Here is a 21,877-nt window from a genome sequence, read left to right as displayed (position 1 = left end):
CCCGCCTCGGTGTCTCGGGGCGGGCCGCGAAACCCTCTCTCAGCCCGCTAGCGTCGTGACCCTGTGCTCGTGACCGTACCCCCCGTCCATCCGCCCCTCGCTCCGCTCAGCGGGCGGACGGACTGTCCCCCTTGAAGGGGGACAGCTCCCCGACCTGGGAGCCCTTCGGCTCCGCTCAGGACAGGCCCGCGACCGGGAGAGGAGGATCGGCTCTCGGGCAACCTGACACCCCTCTACCGGACGACGACGGCGCGGCGCGTGAGCACCCGGCCCCCGGCCTCGAGCCGGACCACGTACACGCCCGCCGCGAGACCGCCGTCCAAGCGAGCCTCGTGCCGGCCCGCCGACACCGAGCCGTCCATCAGGACCGCGACCTCACGGCCCCGCACGTCAATGACCGACACGCGGACGGCCCCGGCCTCGGGCACCGCGAACGCGACCCGCGCCCCGCCCGACGACGGGTTCGGCGCCACGGCCTCCAGCGCGACCTCGGCCACGCCGGCCTCGGCCGACCCGAGCCCGGTCCCGATCCGCAACACGAACCGGTCCGTCGCCGCCGACCCGTCGGCGACCTCGGCCGTCGGGGCCTCGTCGTGCGCCGCCCGCGCGGCGACCTCGAACGAGTAGGACGACCGCGTGCGGACGTCGACCTCGGCCCCCGTCGCCAGGTCGACGAGCACGACGGGGAGCCCGGCCGGGAGCGCCGTGGCGTCCCACCGGAGCGTGAACGCGGCCTCGGTCCCCCGGGCCTCGACGGCCAGCGGGATCTCGGCGTCGGCGAACGGCCGGGCGTCGTGTCCGACGAAGGCCCGTCCGTTCCGGGCCCCGATGAGCGCGTAGGCCGTGGCCGGGGTCTGGAACTTCTCGACGTCCTCGGACGGGTCGAACGCGGCCCGGGCCTCGTCGCGGAACGCGAACGTCATGGCCCGGTCCCCGATGGCCACGCCGTCGGCGTCGGTCCCCGAGAGCGTGAGCGACAAGCCGGGCTGGGCCGCCTGGCGGGCCGCGACTGGGGCGGAGGCCGGGATCGTGATGAGTCGGGGGATCCCGTTCACGCGCGGGCCCTTGGCACGGACGCGGAAGCCCATCCAGGCCGGGATCGTGGCCGGCGCCGCCGTCCACGCCCGGGCGGCCGGGTCGAACGTCCACACCGGCGCGTTCGGGCTGAGGTTGTCGCCGCCGGGCCAGTCGTAGATCCCGGTCAGGTCGAGGTCGGTCGCGAACGGGTTGGCCAGGAAGTTGAACCGGTTGCCGTCCGTGTCGAGCTCGAGCTCGACGTTGGCCGTGTTGGCCGGGAGGTCGGTCGACAACGTGAACGGGAGCTTGCGCGAGCGGCTGATGTCCGGGTTGCCGACGTCGCGGTTGTAGAAGAACCACTGGAACGCGCGGCCGAGTTCGAGCACCTCGCCCGTGCCCCGCGACTCGTCCCACTTGCCGATCTCGGTGTCGTACTCGGTGTAGAGGTTGGCCGGGTTGGCGGCCGGGTAGTACCCGGGGACGCCGCGGACCAGGTTCTGCGCCGCGAGGTCGTCCACGGTCACGCCCTCCGACGGGGGGCCGAGGTAGCGGAACCCGCGCGGGCCGTCGATCACGATCGACACGCCGCCGTCCTCGCCGACCGTCAGCGTGACGTCGACCGTGACGGCGCCGACGGCCGGGTCGTTCGTCGACACGACGAGGTCGGCCGTGTAGATCCCCTGCGGCAGGCCGGCCGCGTCGAGGTCGAGGTCGAACGTGGCCGAGGTGCCCGGCTCGACCGTGCCGTTCGTCGGGCCCGAGAGCGTCGCCCAAATGACGGGGCTGAAGAACCGGACGGCCTTGTTGGACGAGACGTAGGCCCCGTTGACCACGACCGGCAGGCCGACCGACCCGGCCGCGTCCTCGATCCCGACCGAGGCGCTGGCCAGCGTCGCGCCCGCCATCGACCCGTACTGGAACTCGATCCCGCCGTCGTCGGACAGGATCGCCTGGAAGGTGAGCGACGAGCCCGCGTCGTTGTAGCGCCGGACGTTCGTGAACTGGACCACGAACCGGCCGTCGGCCAGCGTGCCGGTGTAGGCCGTCCCGCCAGCGCTCAGGTCGAGGTCGTCCCAGAACGGGGCGATAAGGTTGTTCGGCGCCGACCCGCCCGGGATCGCCCCGTTGCTGAACGTGTTGCCGGTGAGCGTCGAGAACGTCAAGAACCCATTCGTGAACACGCGGACGGTCGACTGGGTGCCGCCGTAGAACGGGAAGTCGAACGGGAGCGCCACGTCGGCGTAGCCCTCGTCGCCGGCCGGGAAGCTGCTGGCGGCCGTGAAGGCGACGGCCGTGCCGGTGCCCGCGATGTCCTGGAAGTCGACGGCCGGGCCGCCGGTCTCGTCGGAGTCGATCCAGGCGTAGCCGAAGGCGTCCGGGCCGCCGTCGCCCAGGAGCGGGGCGAGGTTGTCGCCGCCGCGCGGGTCGCCCGGGGCCTCGGCGCCGGCGTCGGCGCCGGGCCGGCCGCTGACCAGGCCGGCCTCGGCGAACGGCGCGGCGGGGGCCGGAGCGTCGGCGGGCCGGGCCGCGGCCCGGGCGGCGAACGGCTGGGACAGGTTCTCGAGCTCGGCCGCGTACAGCAGGTTGCCCCCGCCGGCCCCGTTGGCGACGGTGATCGGGACCGAGGCCGCGCCGTCGGGCGCCAGCGTCTGGTCGACCGCAGGCGGCGTGACCGACGCCTGCGGCGGGTCCTGCGGCGACTGCGGCGCGAGCACGAACAGCCCGTTCTTGATGTCATTCGCGACGATCGTGCCGCTGGCGAAGAACGGATAGTTGCTCCACTGCCCGCCGGTCGACGCGCTCGCCCCGTGGTTGTTGTTGGCCGGCTCGGTGTCGAAGAACGCGACCTGCGTCATCGTCCCGCTGGCGATCGTCGAGGCGTCCAGGATCTGGAGTCCCGCCGTGTAGTTGCTCTGGAAGACGCGGTCCCCAACGACGTACAGGTTGTGGTCGGTCGCGTTCGTCGTCCCGTCGTGGAAAAAGCCGAACTCGGGGACGTCGAGGTCGAGCAGGTCCATCACGATGGTCCGCGTCGGCGTCGCGCTGTTGCCGTCGAGCTCGTCGTTGACGATGAAGTAGCGCTGGTCCTCGGTGAACCAGCCCTGGTGGGTGTAGCTCGGGTTCGGGTAGAACGCCTTCGAGATCTGGACCGGCGCCGCCGGGTTGGTCACGTCGACGATGGTGACGGAGTCCTCGTTCGAGGCCACGCAGATCTGGCGGCCCGAGTGGTCCGCGTCGGGGCCGGCGTAGCTCAGGCACTGGGCGTCGTGGGTGTAGCCGTCGGCCGAGAAGCACCCGGCCGCGACCGGCGCGAGTGGGTTCGACACGTCGACCATCTCGAGCCCGCCGGCGCACGTCGAGGCGCCGACGCCGATGGCGAGGTCGGCGTCTTCGAGCACGACGATGTTGTGGGCGCTCCCGTAGCCGGTGTAGCGGGCGTCGGCGGTGAACGTGACGGCCGGCCCGGTCCGTCCGCGGAGCCGCGTCAGGTCGAACACCTGCATCCCGTGGCCCCCGGCCTCGGACACGATGTAGGCGTAGCTCCCGATCGTCTTGATGTCGCGCCACGACGAGTTCGAGGTGGCCGTGGGCAGGATCCCCAGCAGGACCGGCGACGCCGGCGCCGTCACGTCGACGAAGGCCGTCCCGTTCGTGAGCCCCACGAGCGCGTACTCCTTCCCGGTCGAGGGGTCGGTCCAGCCCCAGATGTCGTTGCCCTCCGCCGGGGCCGTCGAGCCCGAGGCCACGAAGGCGCTGAGCGGGAGGTGGGCCATCAGGTCGACGCCCTCGCAGGGGTACGCCCCGGCGGACCCGCCGACGCACGGCGTCTGGGCGGAGGGGGCCTGCGCGAGCAGGGCGAGGCTGAGGACGGCGAGGGCGTACGGCAAGCGCATGGCGGACAGGGTGATCAGTGGGTCGGAGCCGGGCGGACCCGGAAGATGCGCGTCGGCGCCGCCCGGCGCCATCACGAATGCGATTCTGACGGGCCGCCCGTCAACCAATCGGACCCAACGGCGGCTGTAGACCGGGAGCGGCCGGCTCTGGGCCGGTTCTGTCGAGGCGCGAGGATTCCGTGAGGACGCCCCCCGCACAGCATCCCCTCCGATACCTTCGGAGCTTTCCCCCTGGACTCCCTCCCTCCCCCATGCAAATCGCCGTCGTCGGAACTGGATACGTTGGCCTGGTCTCAGGCGTCTGCTTCGCCGAGATGGGCAACGACGTGACCTGCGTCGACATCGACGCGGGCAAGGTCGAGAGCCTGCGCGACGGCCGGCTCACCATCTACGAGCCCGGCCTCGAGGTCTACTTCGACCGGGGCCGCCGCGAAGGCCGGCTCTCGTTCACCACCGACCTCGCCGAGGCCGTCCGCCCGGCCGACGTCGTGTTCCTCGCGCTCCCGACCCCGCCCGGCGAGGGCGGCGCGGCCGACCTCAAGTACGTCCTGGGCGTGGCCGACGACCTGGGCCGGCTCCTCAGTGAGGCCAAGGCCGGCGGCGACGGGTGGGGCTACAAGGTGGTCGTCGACAAGAGCACGGTCCCTGTGGGCACGGCCGCCCGCGTCACGGCGGCCATCGAGGCCCACGGCGTCGCCGAGGGCGAGGACTTCGACGTGGTCTCGAACCCCGAGTTCTTGCGCGAGGGCGTCGCCGTCGAGGACTTCATGAAGCCCGAGCGCGTCGTCGTCGGGACCGGCTCGGAGCGGGCGGCCGACGTCATGCGGCGGCTCTACGAGCCGTTCGTCCGCAGCGGCAACCCGATCCTGGTCATGGACGAGGCCTCGGCCGAGATGACGAAGTACGCGGCGAACGCCATGCTGGCGACCAAGATCACGTTCATGAACGAGATCGCCAACCTCTGCGACCGCGTCGGCGCCGACGTCGACAAGGTCCGGCGCGGGATCGGGACCGACTCCCGGATCGGGCCCAAGTTCTTGTACGCCGGGATCGGGTTCGGCGGGTCGTGCTTCCCGAAGGACGTCCAGGCCTTGCACCGGACGGCTCGGGAGAAGGACTACGACTTCCAGATCTTGGACGCCGTCTTGCGCGTCAACGACGTCCAGCGGAGGGCCATGGCCGACCGGGTCGTCGAGGCCCTCGGCACCGACGGCGACCGCCCGCTCGACGGCAAGACCGTCGCCATGTGGGGGCTCGCGTTCAAGCCCCACACCGACGACGTCCGCGAGGCGCCGGCGCACGTGCTCATCCGCGAGCTGACCCGCCTCGGCGCCGACGTCGTCGCGTTCGACCCCGAGGCGGTCGAGACCACCCGGGCGACGTTCGAGCGCGAGCCGCTCGACGGCCCGGGCGCGCTCCGCTACGCCGAGCGCGGCTACGACGCCGTCGACGGCGCCGACGCGCTCGTCATCGCGACCGAGTGGCCCGAGTTCCGCCGGCCCGACCTCGACCGCGTTCGCGAGGGCCTCAACGACGGCCCGAACGGGGCGCCCCTCGTGTTCGACGGCCGGAACGTGTACGAGCCGGAGCGGATGGCCGAGGCCGGGTTCGAGTACCACTCGGTCGGCCGCCCGCACGTGGCGCCTCGCGGCGCCGGAATAGGGGATGCGGGATAGAGGGATGGGCAGAGTGGCCCGTCCGTCCCCGTATCCCTCATCCCGCATCCCGTATCCCTCATGCCCAGAACGCTCATCACCGGCGGCGCCGGCTTCCTCGGCTCCCACCTGTGCGACCGGTTCATCGCCGAGGGCCACGAGGTCGTCTGCATGGACAACCTCATCACGGGCAACCCGGACAACGTCGCCCACCTGATCGGGCACGACCGGTTCGAGTTCGTCAAGCACGACGTCTCAGACTTCGTCTACGTCGCCGGGCCGGTCGACAACGTGCTCCACTTCGCGAGCCCGGCCTCGCCCATCGACTACCTCAAGCTCCCGATCCAGACGCTCAAGGTGGGCTCGCTGGGGACCCACAACACGCTGGGGCTGGCCAAGGCCAAGGGCGCCCGCTACCTCATCGCGTCGACGAGCGAGGTCTACGGCGACCCCCAGGTCCACCCCCAGCCCGAGACGTACTGGGGCCACGTCAACCCGGTCGGCTCGCGCGGCGTCTACGACGAGGCCAAGCGGTTCGCCGAGGCCATGACGATGGCGTACCACCGCTACCACGGCGTCGACACGCGCATCCTGCGGATCTTCAACACCTACGGCCCCCGGATGCGGCTCGACGACGGCCGCGCGCTCCCGGCGTTCATGGGCCAGGCGCTCCGCGGCGAGCCGATCACCGTCTTCGGCGACGGCTCCCAGACGCGCTCCTTCCAGTACGTCGACGACCTGGTCGAGGGGATCTGGCGGCTCCTGCACTCGGGCGAGACGGACCCGGTCAACATCGGCAACCCGGACGAGGTCTCGATCAAGGAGTTCGCCGAGGAGGTCGTGGCCCTGACCGGCTCGGACTCGACGATCACGTTCCAGGATTTGCCGGCCGACGACCCCCAGGTCCGCCAGCCCGACATCACCCGGGCTCGGGAGATCCTGGGCTGGGAGCCCCAGGTGGACCGCGCCGACGGGCTCCGTCGGACGCTCGACTACTTCCGCCAGCGCGTCGAGGCAAAGGGGTAGGGGAGGGGCCGACGAGACGTGGCGTCGTCTCCAGGATCCTGGCGCCCACCGCTCCGCTCAGGGCCCCTCGTCCGAGCGCCCCTCGCTCCGCTCAACGGGCGCTCAGACGGTCCCCCTTGAAGGGGGACAGCTTTCCGAGCCGGGAGCGCAGCGATCAGCCGGAAAGCGGGGGGTCTGAGAGTCGCACGTTCTGTCTCTGTGCTCCGCCCCCTCATCAACTTGCTCCGACGTGCCGAGAGGCTCTGCGTCACAGAGCGCTCCCCTCGCGATCTTGCCAACTTCTCTCGTCCTGCCCGTGACCGACCTCCTCGCCCTCGCCCTCGGCGCCGCCCGCGCTGGCGGCGACGCCATCCTGGGCTACTACGGCCGGCCCTTGACCGTCGACGCCAAGGCCGACGACTCGCCGCTGACCCAGGCCGACACCGAAGCCCACCGGACGATCACGGCCGCCCTCGCGGCGTCCGGCATCCCCGTCCTGTCCGAGGAGTCGCCCGTGGCCGAGGTGGCCGGGCGGAAGGCGTGGGCCCGGTTCTGGTGCGTCGACCCGCTCGACGGGACCAAGGAGTTCGTCAAGGGCTCGGCCACGCCGCCGGTGACGTCGGGCGAGTTCACGGTCAACGTCGCGCTCGTCGAGGACGGCGTGCCGACCCTCGGTGTCGTCCACGTCCCGGTCCACGGCGTCACGTACTACGCCGCCGACGGGCAGGCGTGGAAGCAAACAAAAGACGCCGCGCCGGTCCGCATCGAGGCCCGGCCCGCGCCGGCCGACGCGCTGACGGTCGTCGCGAGCCGGGACCACGCGGGGCCCGAGGTGGCCGCCATCCTGGCCCGCATTGAGGGCGAGGGCCGGGCGGTCGCCAGCGCGTCGATGGGGTCGTCGCTCAAGTTCTGCCTGGTGGCCGAGGGCGCCGCCGACTTTTACCCGCGGACGGTCCCGACCTTCGAGTGGGACACGGCCGCGGCCCAGGCCATCGTCGAGGCCGCCGGCGGCGGCGTCTCGACGCGCGCCGACGACCGGCTGACGTACAACAAGGACGACCTCCGCAACCCGTCGGTCTTCGCCTGGGGCGACCCGGCCCTCGACTGGCGGACGTGGCTGGATCAGTGAAGGTACCGGGTACGAGGTACGGGGTACGGGGCGACCTCAGGGTGGGCACGCGCCGGAATTCCGTACCGCGTACCCCGTACCGTGTACCGCGTCGGCGGGCGGAGCCCACGACGCCATGACCTGGCAGGCGTGGTACACGCTCGGGGCGCTCGCGCTCATGGTCGGCGCGCTCGTCAAGGGCGTGGCGCGGACCGACCTGGTCCTGCTCGGGACGCTGGGCCTGCTGCTGGTGGCCGGCGTCGTCGGGCCGGAGGCGGCGTTCGCCGGGTTCGCGAACCCGGCCGTCGTCGCCATCGGGTCGCTGTTCGTGGTCGCGGCCGGCGTGGACCGGACGGGCGCGCTGGGGTTCGTGGACGGGCTCCTGCGCCCGCGCTCGCGCCGGCCGGGCCCGGCCATCCTGCGGCTGATGCTCCCGACGGCGCTGCTCTCGGGCGTCTTGAACAACACGCCGATCGTGGCCATGCTCATCCCGCGCGTCCAGGCGTGGGAGCGGGACGGGCCGCCGGCCTCGAAGCTGCTCATCCCGCTCTCGACGGCCGCCATCGTCGGCGGGTGGCTCACGCTGATTGGGACGAGCACGAACGTCGTCGTCCACGGGCTGCTGCTGGCCGAGGGGCTGGACGGGTTCGGGTTCTTCACGCTGACCTGGGTGGGCGTGCCGGCGGTCCTGCTGGTCGCGCTCTACTACGGGCTCGTCGGCCACCGGCTGCTCCCGGACCGCGGCGGTCGCGTGTCGGCGGCGGACCAGCGGGGCTACCACTTCGAGCTGCGCGTGAGCGCGACGGCCCCGTTCGCGGGCCGGTCCGTCGAGGCCGCCGGCTTCCGGACGCTCGGCGACGCCTACCTCGCGCGGATCCGCAGCAAGGGCGGCGAGGCGCGCGACGCGGCGCCCGAGGCGGTGCTGCTGGCGGGCGACGTCCTCTCGTTCGTCGGCGGCTCGGCCGCGTTCGACGAGCTGCTCGGCCGGCCCGGCCTGGAGCGGACGGCGCCGTCGGTCGACGACGCGGACCCGCCCGAGCTGTCGCTCTACGAGGTCGTCGTCGCGGCCGGCTCGCGGCTGGAGGGGAAGACGCTGCGCGAGATCGGGTTCCGCGAGCGCTACGGCGGCGTCGTGCTGGCGCTCCGGCGACGGGCCGAGGACATGGAAGGCGGGCTGGGCCGGGTCCCGCTTCGGGCCGGCGACCTGCTGCTGGTCGAGGGCCGCCGGGCCTTGGCCGGCCGCCTGGCCACGTTGTCCGACGACTTCGCGCTGGTGGCGCCGGTCGGCCACGTCCGGCCGGTGACGTCGCGGGCGCCGGTCGCGCTGGCGCTGCTGGCCGGGGCCATCGGGCTGGCCGCGTTCGAGGTGCTGCCGCTGGCGACGGCCACGTTCGCGGCGGCCCTGGGGATGATCGTGACGGGGTGCCTCCGGGGCGAGTCGCTGCGCCGGGCGGTCGACGTGCCGGTCCTCTTGGTGATCGGGGCGGCCCTCGGGATCGGCAAGGCCGTCGAGACGACGGGGCTGGCGGCGCTCGCGGCCCAGGGGATCGAGACGGTCAGCGTGATGGGGCCCGTCGTGACGCTCTTGGTGGTGTACCTCATCGCGAACGGGTTGGCCGAGCTCATCACCAACAAGGCGTCGGCCGTGCTGATGCTACCCGTCGCCTTGGCCGTCGCCACCGACCTCGGCGTCGACTGGGTCCCGTTCGCCGTCGCCGTGACCGTCGGGAGCGCGGCCAGCTTCCTGACGCCCATCGGCTACCAGACGAATCTGATGGTGCTGGCGCCCGGCGGCTACCGCTACACCGACTTCGCGCGCTCGGGCCTGCCGGTGAGCCTGATCGTCTGCGCGGTCACCGTGACGGTGTGCGTGTGGGTCTGGCTGTAAGGGCTCGCTGGCGCTCGCGGGAAATGGGAACGGGGAATTGGGAAATGGCAGAGGGGAACGCGAGGTGGCACGAGATGGAGATGGGGGTCATCCTTCGCTCACCGCTCACCGCTCACCGCTCACCGCTCACCGCTCACCGCTCACCGCCACACGCCCCCGCGTCAAGTCTGAGGGAAGGCCGGACGATTCCTGGGGGACCCGCTAGCTTGCCCGCGCCTCCCCGCACGCACCCGCCGCCCGCCATGGCCTCCAACCGCGCCCTCCGGACGTCCCACCTCCGCACCCTCGAAGCCGAGGCGATCTACGTCATGCGCGAGGTGGCCGCCCAGTTCGAGCGGCCCGTCCTGCTGTTCTCGGGCGGCAAGGACTCGATCCTGATGGTCCACCTCGCCCGCAAGGCGTTCCACCCGGCCCCGATCCCGTTCCCGCTCTTGCACGTCGACACGGGCCACAACTTCCCGGAGACCATCGCCTTCCGCGACCGGATGGTCGCCGACCTCGGCGTCCGACTCGAGGTCGCCTCGGTCCAGGACGCCATCGACAGCGGGCGCGTGGTCGAGGAGACGGGACCCGAGGCGAGCCGGAACGGGCTGCAGATCGTCCCGCTCCTCGACGCGCTCGACCAGCACCGCTACGACGCGGCCTTCGGCGGCGGGCGCCGCGACGAGGAGAAGGCCCGGGCCAAGGAGCGGTTCTTCTCGCACCGCGACCGGTTCGGCCAGTGGGACCCCAAGAACCAGCGGCCCGAGCTCTGGAACCTCTACAACGGCCACAAGAACGTCGGCGAGACGTTCCGGGTGTTCCCGCTCTCGAACTGGACGGAGATGGACGTCTGGCAGTACATCGCCCTCGAGAACGTCGACATCCCCAACCTGTACTTCGCGCATGATCGCGAGGTGTTCGACCGGCGCGGGACGCTGCTCGCCGTCACCGACTTCGTGATTCCGCAAGAGCACGAGACGGTCCAGCGCCAGACCGTCCGCTTCCGCACCATCGGCGACGCGACGTGCACCGGCGCCGTCGAGAGCACGGCGGCCACGTTGCCCGAGATCATCCAGGAGGTGGCCGCCGCCCGGAACACCGAGCGCGGCGGGCGCCACGACGACAAGCGCTCCGAGGCGGCCATGGAGGACCGAAAAAAGCAAGGCTACTTCTAGGTGTTGCGTGTTCCGTGTTGCGTGGTCCGCCCGCAGCACGGTGCCCGGCGACGTACCACGCGACACGCAACACGAACGAGCAATGACGACCCAGAACGGCACTGAGACCCACACCGACGACGCCTTCGCCTCCGACGGCTACCTCGACATGGACCTCCTGCGGTTCACGACCGCGGGCTCCGTCGACGACGGCAAGAGCACGCTGATCGGGCGGCTCCTCTACGACTCGAAGTCGATCTTCGAGGACCAGATGGAGGCCGTCGCCGAGGCGTCGAAGGACCGCGGGATGGACGACGACGGCGTCCCCAACCTCGCGCTCCTGACCGACGGGCTCCGCGCCGAGCGCGAGCAGGGGATCACCATCGACGTGGCCTACCGCTACTTCGCGACGCCCCGCCGCAAGTTCATCATCGCCGACACGCCGGGCCACGTCCAGTACACCCGGAACATGGTGACCGGGGCGAGCACGGCCGACCTCGCCGTGATCCTGGTCGACGCCAAGCGGGGCGTCCAGACCCAGTCCAAGCGCCACGCCTTTATCGCGTCGCTGCTCGGGATCCCCCACGTCGTGGTGGCGGTGAACAAGATGGACCTCGTCGACTTTTCCGAGGACGTGTTCGACCGCATCGTCGACGAGTTCTCGGCGTTCGCGGCCAAGCTCGACTTGCGCGACATCGACTTTATCCCGGTCTCGGCGCTCAAGGGCGACAACGTGGTCGACCGGAGCGAGCACATGCCGTGGTACGAGGGCTCGACGATGCTCCACCACCTGGAGCACGTCTCGCTCACCGGCGACCGGAACTTGCGCGACTTCCGGTTCCCCGTCCAGACCGTCATCCGGCCGGACCAGACGTTCCGTGGGTTCGCCGGGACCGTCGCGTCCGGCGCGATCCGCCCGGGCGAGGAGGTGCTCGCGCTCCCCGCCGGCACGCGCTCGACGGTCGCGTCGATCACGACGCTGAGCGGCGACCTCGACGAAGCCCGCGCTGGCGAGGCCGTCGTGATCACGTTGGAGGACGAGATCGACGTGAGCCGCGGCGACATGTTGGTCCGCCCCCAGAACGTGCCGACGGTGGCCACCGGCGTCGAGGCCATGATGTGCTGGATGGCCGAGGAGCCGCTCCAGGCCCGCCGCCACTACCTCCTGCGCCACACGACGCGCGAGGTGAAGGCGTTCGTCGACGAGATCGTCTACCGCGTCGACATCGACACGCTGCACCGGGAGGACGCGCCGTCGCTCGGGCTCAACGACATCGGCCGCGTCCGCGTGACGACGGCGGCGCCCCTGTTCTTCGACCCCTACCGCCAGTCGAAGCCGACCGGCGCGTTCGTCCTCATCGACCCGTACTCGAACGCGACCGTCGCGGCCGGCATGATCCGGGGCGAGGCCCAGAGCCCCGAGGAGGTGGCCGGCCGGGCCGCCCGCCTGGAGCGCTCGGCCGACGCGGCGGCGGCGAGCGCGGTGCGCCAGGTCTCGCCCCACGTGGTCTGGGAGGGGCTCAACATCCCGCGCGACGAGCGCGAGGCGAAGCAGGGCCACCGGGCCGCCGTCGTGTGGTTCACGGGCCTCTCGGGCTCGGGCAAGACGACGGTCGCTAAGGAGGTCGAGCGCCGGCTGTTCGACGCGGGCGTCAAGACGATGCTGCTCGACGGCGACCAGGTCCGCCACGGGCTCTCGGGCGACTTGGGGTTCAGCCCGGCCGACCGCCGCGAGAACGTCCGCCGGATCGGGGAGGTGGCCCGGCTCTTTTTCGAGAGCGGCGCCGTGACGCTGTGCACGTTCGTCTCGCCGTACCGCGCCGACCGCGACCGCGTCCGCGCGCTGGTCCCGGACGGCCGCTTTATGGAAGTGTTCGTCGACGTCGACGTCGAGACGGCCCGCCAGCGGGACCCGAAGGGGATCTACGCCAAGGCCGACGCCGGCGAGATCGAGAACCTGACCGGCGTCGACGCGCCGTACGAGTCGCCGGAGTCGCCGGAGGTGACGCTCCGCACGGCGGACCTGTCGGTCGACCAGGCCGTCGAGGCGGTGCTGGCGGCGCTCGCCGAGGCCGGGATCACGGGATGAGGACCGGGGACAGAGGACGGAGGACCACGGGCTCCGGTCGTGCCACTCGACTGGCCGGACACGCACGGGGCACCTCGCGTCACCTCTCGTCCCCCGTCGTCCGTCCTCCGTCCGCATGACCGTCCGCGAGACCACGATCCCCGGGCTCTTGGTGATCGAGCCGCGCGTGTTCGAGGACGCGCGCGGGTTCTTCCTCGAGCGGTTCCACGCCGAGCGCTACGCCGAGATCGGCGTCGGCGGGTTCGTACAGGAGAACTACAGCCGGTCCCAGGCGGGCGTCGTGCGGGGCCTCCACTTCCAGCGGCGCCACCCCCAGGGCAAGCTGGTCGAGGTCGTCCGTGGGCGGATCTGGGACGTCGCCGTCGACCTCCGCCCGGGCTCGGCGACGTTCGGCCAGTGGGAGGGCGTTGAGCTGGACGACGCGTCGCACCGCCAGCTCTGGGTGCCCGCCGGCTTCGCGCACGGCTTCTGCGTGCTCTCCGACGTCGCCGACGTCCTGTACTCGTGCACCGACGTCTACCGCCCCGGCGACGAGGGCGGCGTCGCGTGGGACGACTCCGACCTCGGCATCGAGTGGCCCGTCGACGCGCCGGTGCTGTCGGCGAAGGATCTCGGGTGGCCCCGGCTCGCCGCGCTCGACCGCGACGGGTTGCCGGACGCCCCGGCGCCGTGAGGGTGCTCGTGACCGGGGCGGGCGGGCAGGTCGGCCGGGCGCTCGCGCGTGTCGGGCCGGCGGAGGGGGCCGAGGTCATCGGGCTCGGCCGGGCCGCCCTCGACATCACCGACCCCGAGGCCGTCCGCGCAGCGCTCGCCCGGGTCCGGCCGGACGCCGTCGTCAACGCCGCCGCCTACACGGCCGTCGACCGGGCCGAGGCCGAGCCGGACGCTGCGTTCCGCGTCAACCGCGACGGGGCCAGCGTCGTGGCCGAGGCCGCCGCCGCCGCCGCCGTCCCGCTCGTTCACCTGTCGACGGACTACGTGTTCGACGGGACCAAGGGCGCGCCGTACCGCCCGGACGACCCGCCCTCGCCGCTCAACGTCTACGGGGCGAGCAAGGCCGCGGGCGAGGCCGCCGTCCGGGCCGCCGGCGGGCGCGCCGCCGTGCTCCGAACCGCTTGGGTCTTCGGCGGAGGCGGTGAAGATTTTGTTTCCAAGATCCTGCGGCTCGCCGCCGACCGCGACCGCCTGACCGTCGTCGCCGACCAGTGGGGCCACCCGACGCCGGCCGACGACGTGGCCCGGGCGGCGCTGTCGGCAGCGGCCTGGTGCCAGGCCGGCGGTCGCGGGACGCTCCACGTCGGGGGGCTCCCCCTAACCACGTGGCACGGTCTGGCGACCGTCGCTGTCGCCGTGTACGGGGAGGTGGGAGCGGTTCCAGTGCCCCCGGTCGATCCGGTCCCGACCTCGGCGTTCCCGAGGGCCGCCCGCCGGCCCGCGCGCGTCGAGCTCGCCCTGGCCGGCTCGCTCGAAAGGCTCGGGTGGCGAGACGCCCCGGACTGGCGACGCGCCGTCTCCTTGATCGTCGGAGGGGCTTCTCAATCAGGCGCCGTCGATGACTCGGGGACGGGACCTTTGGCGTAAGGAGAAGTAGCCCCTTGTGGGTTTGGGCCCCCGTCTGTATCTACGGCGAGTGCTCGCGGCCACGATGTCTTCCAGGGTCGGCCCCTCTCTCCCAGTGCACATCCTTCCCCTTTTGGCTCTCGCCGGCGGCTTCTTTGTGAGCCTGCTCGCGGCCTTCCTCCTGGTGCCGGCCGTCCGCCGCGCGGCCCTCCGCGCCGGCTGGGTCGACGCCCCCGACGGCGACCGCAAGGTCCACCACGGGGCGATCCCGAACGTGGGCGGCGTCGCCATCGTGGGGGCCGCCGTCATCGGGATCGCGGCGATGGTCGTCGCCCGGCACCAGCTGCCGCCGTCGATCGCCGGCGTGTTCACGTTGCCGGACCCGCTCGTCGTCCTGGGCGCGCTCGGCATCGCGGCCATCGGGTTCTGGGACGACCTCCGCGAGATCTCGCACCGGAAAAAGTTCGCGGGCCAACTCGTCGTGACCGCGCTCGCGTTCCTGGGCGGCGCGCGCGTGATGGTGTTCGACGGGCCGCTCGGCGACGGGGCCCTGGCGCTCGCCGTCTCGGCCGTGCTCACAGTCGTCTGGATGGTGGGGATGATGAACGCGGTCAACCTGATCGACGGGATGGACGGGCTCGCGGCCGGCGTCGTGGCCATCGCGTTCGCCGGGCTCGCCGCGGTCCACGCCGCGGGCGGCGACCTGGGCGCGCTCGTGCTGGCGGTCGCCGTGGGTGGGGCCGTCCTCGGGTTCTTGCGCTACAACTTCGCCCCGGCCTCGATCTTCATGGGCGACAGCGGGAGCCTGTTCCTCGGCTACGCCCTGGCGGCGTACGCCCTGCGCGGGACGGCCCATCCGCACCCGGTCCTGGCCCTGGTCATCCCGGCCGTCGTGATGGGGATCCCGGTCCTCGACACGGCCGTCTCGATCATGCGCCGGAAGATGACCGGGAAGCCCCTGTTCTTCCCCGACCGGGACCACATCCACCACCGGCTCCAGGCTCAGATGTCGACGCGGCGGGCGGCCGTGACGCTCTACCTGTTCGGGGTGTTCTTGGCGCTCGGCGCCCTGGCGATGGCCCACCTCCGCTGGCGCGAGGCCTCGCTGACGTTCTTGGCCGGGACGGTCGTGGTGTACGCCTTCCTGTGCTACGTCCGCTACCTCCCGACGCCCTCCGCGATCGCCCGCTTCGTCGAGCGCCGGCGCCGGCTCCGCCAGCTTATCGACGACCGGGAGGAGGTGCGGCCCCTGCGGTCCTCGCAGCCCCGGGTGCGCCGGGCCGGGCGCGTCGCGCACGACCGGTTCGAGCCGGTCGCCGGGCCGGAGCGGTAGGAGGCCGGACCGGGCGGCCGCAGGGCTGGCGGTTGAGGAGGGGCCCTGGCCCGGAGGCTTTTCACCGGGCGTCAACGTCGTGGGGAGCGGGCTCGGATAGCTTGCTCGGAATCGCTTCCGACCCCCCACCGACATGGCTTCCGTCATCCTCTCCGCCGCCCGCACGCCCGTCGGGTCGTTCGGCGGCGCGCTCTCCACCGTCTCGGCCCCCCAGCTCGGGGCCGTCGCCATTACGGGCGCCCTCGACCGCGCCGGCGTCTCGGCGGACCAGGTCGACGAGGTGATCCTGGGCAACGTCGTCACGGCGGGGGAGGGGCAGGCCCCGGCGCGGCAGGCGGCGCTCGGCGCCGGGCTCCCCGAGAGCGTGGCCTGCATGACCATCAACAAGGTCTGCGGCAGCGGCATGAAGGCCGTGATGCTGGCCGACCAGGCCATCCGCGCCGGCGACGCCGAGGTCGTGGTGGCCGGCGGGATGGAGAACATGTCGCAGGCGCCGTTCTACCTCGCCAAGGCCCGCTACGGCTACGGCTACGGCAACGGCGAGCTCATCGACGGCCTGTTCCACGACGGCCTGCGCGACGCCTACGACGGCGTGGCGATGGGCGTCGCGGCCGACGCCTGCGGCGTGACGTGCAACGTCCCGCGCGACCGCCAGGACGCCTTCTCGATCGAGAGCTACACCCGGGCCCAGGCGTCGACCGAGAACGGCGCGTTCGCCCAGGAGATCGTGCCCGTGACGGTCCCCGGCCGCAAGGGCGACACGGTCGTCGAGACGGACGAGGAGCCGGCCAAGACCGACTTCGACAAGATCCCCCAGCTCCGGGCCGTCTTCTCGAAGGAGGGGACGGTGACGGCCGCCAACGCGAGCACGATCAACGACGGCGCCGCCGCGCTCGTCGTGGCCTCGGAGGCGTGGGCCGAGGCGAACGGCAAGACGCCGCTAGCCCGCGTCGTGGCCTCGGCCCAGCACAGCCAGGCCCCGATGGAGTTCACCACGGCCCCCATCGAGGCCGTCCGCAAGGTGCTCGACAAGGCCGGGCTGACGCTGGACGACGTCGACCTGTTCGAGGTCAACGAGGCGTTCGCCGTCGTCGCGCTGGCGGCCCAGGACGCGCTCGGCATCCCGTCCGAGAAGCTCAACGTGAGGGGCGGCTCGGTCGCCGTCGGCCACCCCATCGGCGCCTCCGGCGCCCGCATCCTGACGACGCTGCTCCACGCGATGGAGGAGGCCGACGCCAAGCGCGGGCTCGCGGCCATCTGCATCGGCGGCGGCGAGGCGACGGCCATCGTCCTGGAGCGCGGCTAGGGACCGACCGCCCCCGTGCCTGCGTTCCGCATCGCCCTCGCCGTCCTGTCGCTCGCTTTCGTCGGCGGGTGCGCGTCTCCGCTGGTGACCCTCTCGGCCCGCCCGTCGGACGCCGTGGCCTCGGCCGAGGACGTCGCGCGGGGGGCGGAGCTCTTCCCATTCCGAGCCTCGGACGGGACGTGGGGCTTCGTGACCGCCGACGGCGAGGTCGCCGTGCCGGCCCAGTTCGACGGGGCCTCCGAGTTCCATGAGGGCCGAGCGACGGTCGGGGTCGGCGGGAGGGTCGGGGCTATCGACCCCTCCGGCCGGATCGTCGTGGAGCCGGTGTACGACGAGGTCCTCGCCTTCGCCGACGGCCGAGCGCGGGTCCGCGTGGGGACGGGCCGGGACCGGCGGTACGGGTTCGTCGCGCCGGACGGGCAGGAGGTCGTCGCGCCCACGCTCCCCGAGGCGACCGTCTTTCGGAGCGGGCTGTCCGTGGTCCGGCTCCGGGAGGGGAGGCTGACGCTGGTCCAGAAGATCCTGATCCAGATCGGAGGCGGGTCCCCCTCGGACCGGACCGTCGCGATCGACCCCAACGGGCGGGTCGTCCTCGAACTCCCGCACGACGAGGTGAAGGTGTTTTCGGAGGGGCTCGCCGCGTTCCGGCCGGAGAAGGGGCGGCGCTGGGGGTACCTGACGCGGGAGGGCGAGGTCGCCATCGAACCTCAGTTCGAAGGGCCGGCCCTGGCATTCACGGGGGGGCTGGCCCGCGTGGGGCAGGGGGGCGAGATCGGATACGTCAACCCGACCGGGGACTTTGTCATCGAGCCCCAGTTCGAGGCCGCCGGGCCGTTTTCGGAGGGACTGGCAGCGGTCCGAGTGGACGGCCAGTGGGGCTACATCGATTCGACGGGCGTGATGGTCGTCGAGCCCCGCTTCGAGCGGGCCGGCGCGTTCTCGGAGAGCCTCGCGGCGGTCCGACTCGGAGGCGCGTGGGGCTACGTCGACACCGAGGGCGGGGTGGTCATCGAGCCGGCCTACCGGAGCGCTCGGCCGTTCCGTCACGGCCTCGCCGTCGTGTTCCGAGGCGGCCGTCCGCTCCTCGTCGACTCCGCGGGCGATCTTGTCGGCCCCGACCGCTAGCACCCCTTCCCCTCCGACCCCTCTCTGTATGAACGTCACCGTCATCGGCGCCGGCACCATGGGCAACGGCATCGCCCACGTGTTCGCCCAGGCCGGCCACGCCGTCACGCTCGTCGACCTCGACCAGTCCCGGCTCGACGCCGCGCTCGGCACCATCGACAAGAACCTGGGCCGCCAGGTGGCCAAGGAGCGGATCACGGCCGAGGACCAAGCGGCCACGCTCGGCCGGATCGCGACCCGGACGGATCTCGCTCACGGGGTCGCCCAAGCGGATCTGGTCGTGGAGGCGGCGACGGAGGACGCGGCGCTCAAGGCCAAGATCTTCCAGGCCATGGACGACGCCGCCCCGGCCGACGCGATCCTGGCCTCGAACACGTCGTCGATCTCGATCACCCAGATCGCCGGGGCGACGGACCGGCCGGAGCAGGTCGTCGGGATGCACTTTTTCAACCCGGTCCCGGTGATGGCGCTCGTCGAGGTCGTCCGCGGGCTGGCGACGAGCGACGCGACCTTCGAGACGGTGAGGGAGCTGGCGGAGGGGCTGGGCAAGGTGCCCGTCGAGGTCAACGACGCGGCCGGGTTCGTCTCGAACCGGGTCCTGATGCCGATGATCAACGAGGCCGTCTTCTGCGTCCACGAGGGCGTCGCGACGGCCGAGGCCGTCGACCAGGTGATGACGCTGGGGATGGCCCACCCGATGGGCCCGCTGACGCTGGCCGACTTTATCGGGCTCGACGTGTGCCTCGCCATCCTGGAGGTGCTCCACCGCGAGCTCGGCGAGGACAAGTACCGGCCGTGCCCGCTGCTCCGCAAGATGGTGGCCGCCGGCCGGCTCGGACGGAAGTCGGGCCAGGGGTTCTACGACTATGGGACGTAACCGCTAGCCCGCGTCCACTCGGCGCCGGCTGGCGAGGTGGGGGCGCGACAGCCGTCTCGTCCGGTGCGAGTTTGCGGGCCCCGAGAGGGCGTGGCACGCCACGCCCCTACGGGTGCCACGGTGGGGCATCTCGCTGACCCTGATCGCTGCTGACCTCTGACCCATGCCCGACCGTCTCACCGTGTTCGTCACTGGCGCCTCGGCCGGCATCGGCGCCGCTTGCGCCCGCACGTTCGCCGCTGGGGGCGACCGCGTGATTCTGGCCGCCCGCTCGAAGGGCACGCTCGACGCGCTCGCCGCCGACCTCAACGCTGCCCATGGCGACGGGACCGCGCTCGCGGTCGTGCTCGACGTGACCGACGCGCAGGCCCACCTCGACGCCGTCGCCGGCTTGCCCGACGGCTGGGCCGAGATCGACGTGGCCGTCCTCAACGCCGGGCTCTCAAAAGGGCTCGACCCGGTTTGGGAGAACACGGTCGCCGACGTCGACCTCATGGTGGACGTCAACGTCAAGGGCGTCGTCAACGGGATCCGGGCGGTCGTGCCGGGGATGCTGGCGCGCGGGCGGGGCCACGTGATCACGCTGGGGTCGACGGCGGCCCACGCCGTCTACCCCGGCGGCGTCGTGTACTGCGCGACGAAGGCGGCCGTGCTGGCGCTGACGAACGGGCTCAAGGTGGACCTCCACGGGACGCCCGTCCGTGCGACGACGGTCTCGCCGGGCATCGTCGAGACCGACTTCTCGCTCGTCCGGTTCGACGGCGACCGGGAGCGGGCCGACGCCGTCTACGCCGACACGAACGCGCTCACGGCCGAGGACGTGGCCGACGCCGTCGCCTACTGCGCGCGTGCGTCCGAGCGCGTCAACGTCCAGGAGCTCCTGGTGACCCCGCGCGTCCAGTCCGGCTACACGATGATCGCCCGAGGCCCCGACGCCGAGGGGCTGTAGCGGGAGCCGCGCCGGGCCGCTCGGGTTGGACCCCGATGCCCGACTTCGACGCGCTCGCCGCCGCTCTCGTTGCCCGCCTCCGCCAGCCGCTGCCTGGCCACGACGCCCACGCCGAGATGGCGCCGTTCCCGGCGCGGGCGGCCGTCGAGACGCTGTCGACCGAGCTCAACCAAGGGCGGCCGGCGGCCACGCTTGTCCTGCTCTACCCGGACGCGGACGGCTACGCCCACCTCGTCTTGACCGTCCGCCACGCCGGCCTCCGCGATCACGCCGGGCAGGTGTCGCTGCCCGGCGGGAGCCTGGAGCCCGGCGAGACGCCCGAGGACGCGGCCCGGCGCGAGGCCTTCGAGGAAGTGGGCGTGGCCCCCGACGCCGTGGCCGTGCTCGGCCGGCTGACGCCGCTCTACATCCCCCCGTCGCGGTTCTCCGTCTGGCCCGTCGTCGCGACGACGCCCGGGCGCCCCCCGTTCGTGGCCCAGGAGACCGAGGTCGCCGCCGTCGTCGAGGTGCCCGTCGCCGAGCTCCTCGACCCGACGCGGCGCGGGCGGGCGATGCGCGACGCCCCGCTCGGCCGGTTCGACGTGCCGTTCTTCGACCTCGGCGGGCTCGAAGTGTGGGGCGCGACGGCCATGATGCTGGCCGAGTTCGCCGCCGTCGCCCGGGGTGTGACGGTGCCCAGAGGCTGAGCGGCTACCTGACCTGCACCCACTCTCCGCCCTGGCGGCGGAACTCGTACACCCCGCCCTCCTCGCCGCCGACGCCTGCTGCGCCGACCATCAGCCGGTCGCCGTCGAGCGCCACGTCCTCGCCGAAGAGCGAGTTTGGGCCGAGCCCCTCCGGCCACACCTCCTGCTCGAGCTCCCACGTCCCCGCCGCCGTCCGCGCGAACACGAGCGCGGAGCCGCGGAAGTCCGCGCGTCCGGACGCGCTCACCGCCAGCCGGTCGCCGTCGAGGTCGTACGTCCACCCGTAGCTGTCGCGCGTGCCGATGGTCTCGGGGCGGAGGACGGCCTCCTGCCGCCACACGCCGCCGGTCTCACGGAAGACGACGAGGACGCGGGCTGGGAGGCCCGCGCTGTCCCGGCCGCTGGCGTCGGTGACGAGCGTAGAGCCGTCTAGCTCGACCGCTCGGTTTCCAATGCCGCCATTCCCGGAGGGGTCGTCGGTCTGGACCGCCGCGCTGAGCTCCCAGCGATCCCCGACGCGCTCGTAGATGCGGACGACGCCGCTGTCTCGGATCCCGTTATAGTCCTCCCCAGGGGACGAGACAGCGAAACGATCTCCGTCCAGATCGAAGGCACCTCCAAAGCCGGAGCCAGAGAATGCGGTTGACCGCTCAAAGACGGGCTCTGAGACCCGTCCCGTTTCTCTCCAAGAACCCGCTTCCTTCTCGTAGAACACGACTGCAGCGGAGTCCACGAGGTTGCCGCTCAACTCTTCTCTTACGGGGCCGAGGGACGCTGCGACCACGCCGTTAGAGACTCGCACGGTCTCTCCAAACCATCGCTCCGTCCGAAGCTCGCTCGGCGGATCGAGCGCGGCGGCGCGAGACCACGTACTCCCTTCCTGCTCGAAGATATAGACGGAGCTTCCTCGCTCCCCGCCGAAGACCGGACTTCCAACCACCGCGATCCCGTCTTGTAAGGAGACAGAGAACCCGAATTCTCCCGAAGAGCTGCCAGGAGACAAATCGGATCTGACGCTCCAACCTTCCGTTCCCCGATCCAAGACAAACGCGTCATCGGTCCCCCATGCGCTGGCGAGGAGGTGGTCGCCGTCGAGAGCGAGGTGTTCACCGAAGTACTGCCCGCCGGGGTAGATCCGCCCGTCCCCGCTCACGAGTCCGCTGTCGCAGGCAGAGAGAAAAAAGAGACACCCAAGAGCGAGCGTGAAGATCGGAAGTCCGGTAGACGACTTCATAGAAACTGGTTTTGT

The 21,877-nt window shown here is 72.2% G+C and carries 16 protein-coding genes; 14 read left to right on the top strand and 2 right to left on the bottom strand.

Translation table 11 applies throughout. The features are described 5' to 3' along the window. Positions 1–233: 233 nt before the first annotated feature. Complete coding sequence (locus tag ACOOHE_RS15300; protein ID WP_420454949.1) at positions 234–3,911, bottom strand: choice-of-anchor B family protein; 3,678 nt, start codon at positions 3,909–3,911, stop codon at positions 234–236. 251 nt (positions 3,912–4,162) lie between these two features. Between ACOOHE_RS15300 and ACOOHE_RS15295 the strand changes: the two genes are divergently transcribed. The 14 genes from ACOOHE_RS15295 to ACOOHE_RS15230 all read left to right on the top strand — a co-directional run bounded on the left by ACOOHE_RS15295 (position 4,163) and on the right by ACOOHE_RS15230 (position 20,628). Further along, positions 4,163–5,587 (top strand): UDP-glucose dehydrogenase family protein, encoded by a 1,425-nt coding sequence (locus ACOOHE_RS15295; protein ID WP_420454948.1) that lies wholly within the window; start codon positions 4,163–4,165, stop codon positions 5,585–5,587. 60 nt (positions 5,588–5,647) lie between these two features. Continuing rightward, positions 5,648–6,592 (top strand): UDP-glucuronic acid decarboxylase family protein, encoded by a 945-nt coding sequence (locus tag ACOOHE_RS15290; protein ID WP_420454947.1) that lies wholly within the window; start codon positions 5,648–5,650, stop codon positions 6,590–6,592. A 295-nt stretch (positions 6,593–6,887) separates the two neighbouring features. Beyond that, entirely contained in the window at positions 6,888–7,700 is an 813-nt protein-coding gene (gene cysQ, locus ACOOHE_RS15285; RefSeq protein ID WP_420454946.1) for a 3'(2'),5'-bisphosphate nucleotidase CysQ, read from the top strand. A gap of 115 nt (positions 7,701–7,815) precedes the next feature. Beyond that, on the top strand, positions 7,816–9,567 hold the full coding sequence (locus tag ACOOHE_RS15280; protein ID WP_420454945.1) for an SLC13 family permease: 1,752 nt from the start codon (positions 7,816–7,818) through the stop codon (positions 9,565–9,567). A gap of 242 nt (positions 9,568–9,809) precedes the next feature. Beyond that, complete coding sequence (gene cysD, locus ACOOHE_RS15275; protein WP_420454944.1) at positions 9,810–10,724, top strand: sulfate adenylyltransferase subunit CysD; 915 nt, start codon at positions 9,810–9,812, stop codon at positions 10,722–10,724. 82 nt (positions 10,725–10,806) lie between these two features. Then, positions 10,807–12,792 (top strand): sulfate adenylyltransferase subunit CysN, encoded by a 1,986-nt coding sequence (cysN, locus tag ACOOHE_RS15270; protein WP_420454943.1) that lies wholly within the window; start codon positions 10,807–10,809, stop codon positions 12,790–12,792. Positions 12,793–12,907: 115 nt separating this feature from the next. Beyond that, positions 12,908–13,465, top strand: coding sequence for a dTDP-4-dehydrorhamnose 3,5-epimerase (gene rfbC, locus ACOOHE_RS15265; RefSeq protein ID WP_420454942.1), 558 nt, complete (start codon positions 12,908–12,910; stop codon positions 13,463–13,465). Continuing rightward, positions 13,462–14,373, top strand: a complete 912-nt coding sequence (gene rfbD, locus ACOOHE_RS15260) for a dTDP-4-dehydrorhamnose reductase (protein WP_420454941.1) — start codon at positions 13,462–13,464, stop codon at positions 14,371–14,373. Before rfbC ends, rfbD begins: the two co-directional genes overlap by 4 nt. 112 nt (positions 14,374–14,485) lie before the next feature. Next, positions 14,486–15,685 carry a glycosyltransferase family 4 protein gene (locus ACOOHE_RS15255; protein WP_420454940.1) on the top strand — a complete coding sequence of 400 codons (1,200 nt, stop codon included), beginning with the start codon at positions 14,486–14,488 and terminating at the stop codon, positions 15,683–15,685. 133 nt (positions 15,686–15,818) lie between these two features. Then, entirely contained in the window at positions 15,819–16,991 is a 1,173-nt protein-coding gene (locus tag ACOOHE_RS15250; protein ID WP_420454939.1) for a thiolase family protein, read from the top strand. Positions 16,992–17,006: 15 nt separating this feature from the next. Beyond that, complete coding sequence (locus ACOOHE_RS15245) at positions 17,007–18,116, top strand: WG repeat-containing protein (protein WP_420454938.1); 1,110 nt, start codon at positions 17,007–17,009, stop codon at positions 18,114–18,116. Positions 18,117–18,144: 28 nt separating this feature from the next. Continuing rightward, positions 18,145–18,993, top strand: a complete 849-nt coding sequence (locus tag ACOOHE_RS15240; RefSeq protein WP_420454937.1) for a 3-hydroxybutyryl-CoA dehydrogenase — start codon at positions 18,145–18,147, stop codon at positions 18,991–18,993. Positions 18,994–19,156: 163 nt separating this feature from the next. Beyond that, positions 19,157–19,942 (top strand): SDR family NAD(P)-dependent oxidoreductase, encoded by a 786-nt coding sequence (locus ACOOHE_RS15235; protein ID WP_420454936.1) that lies wholly within the window; start codon positions 19,157–19,159, stop codon positions 19,940–19,942. A 35-nt stretch (positions 19,943–19,977) separates the two neighbouring features. Then, positions 19,978–20,628 (top strand): NUDIX hydrolase, encoded by a 651-nt coding sequence (locus tag ACOOHE_RS15230; RefSeq protein ID WP_420454935.1) that lies wholly within the window; start codon positions 19,978–19,980, stop codon positions 20,626–20,628. Between the two features lie 4 nt (positions 20,629–20,632). Here ACOOHE_RS15230 and ACOOHE_RS15225 read toward each other — a convergent pair whose 3' ends face one another. Then, positions 20,633–21,862, bottom strand: a complete 1,230-nt coding sequence (locus tag ACOOHE_RS15225; RefSeq protein WP_420454934.1) for a hypothetical protein — start codon at positions 21,860–21,862, stop codon at positions 20,633–20,635. Positions 21,863–21,877 lie beyond the last annotated feature (15 nt).

The organism is Rubrivirga sp., assembly GCF_965213695.1.
In the GTDB taxonomy this organism is placed as follows: domain Bacteria; phylum Bacteroidota; class Rhodothermia; order Rhodothermales; family Rubricoccaceae; genus Rubrivirga.
This window is presented reverse-complemented; position numbering and strand designations above follow the sequence as displayed.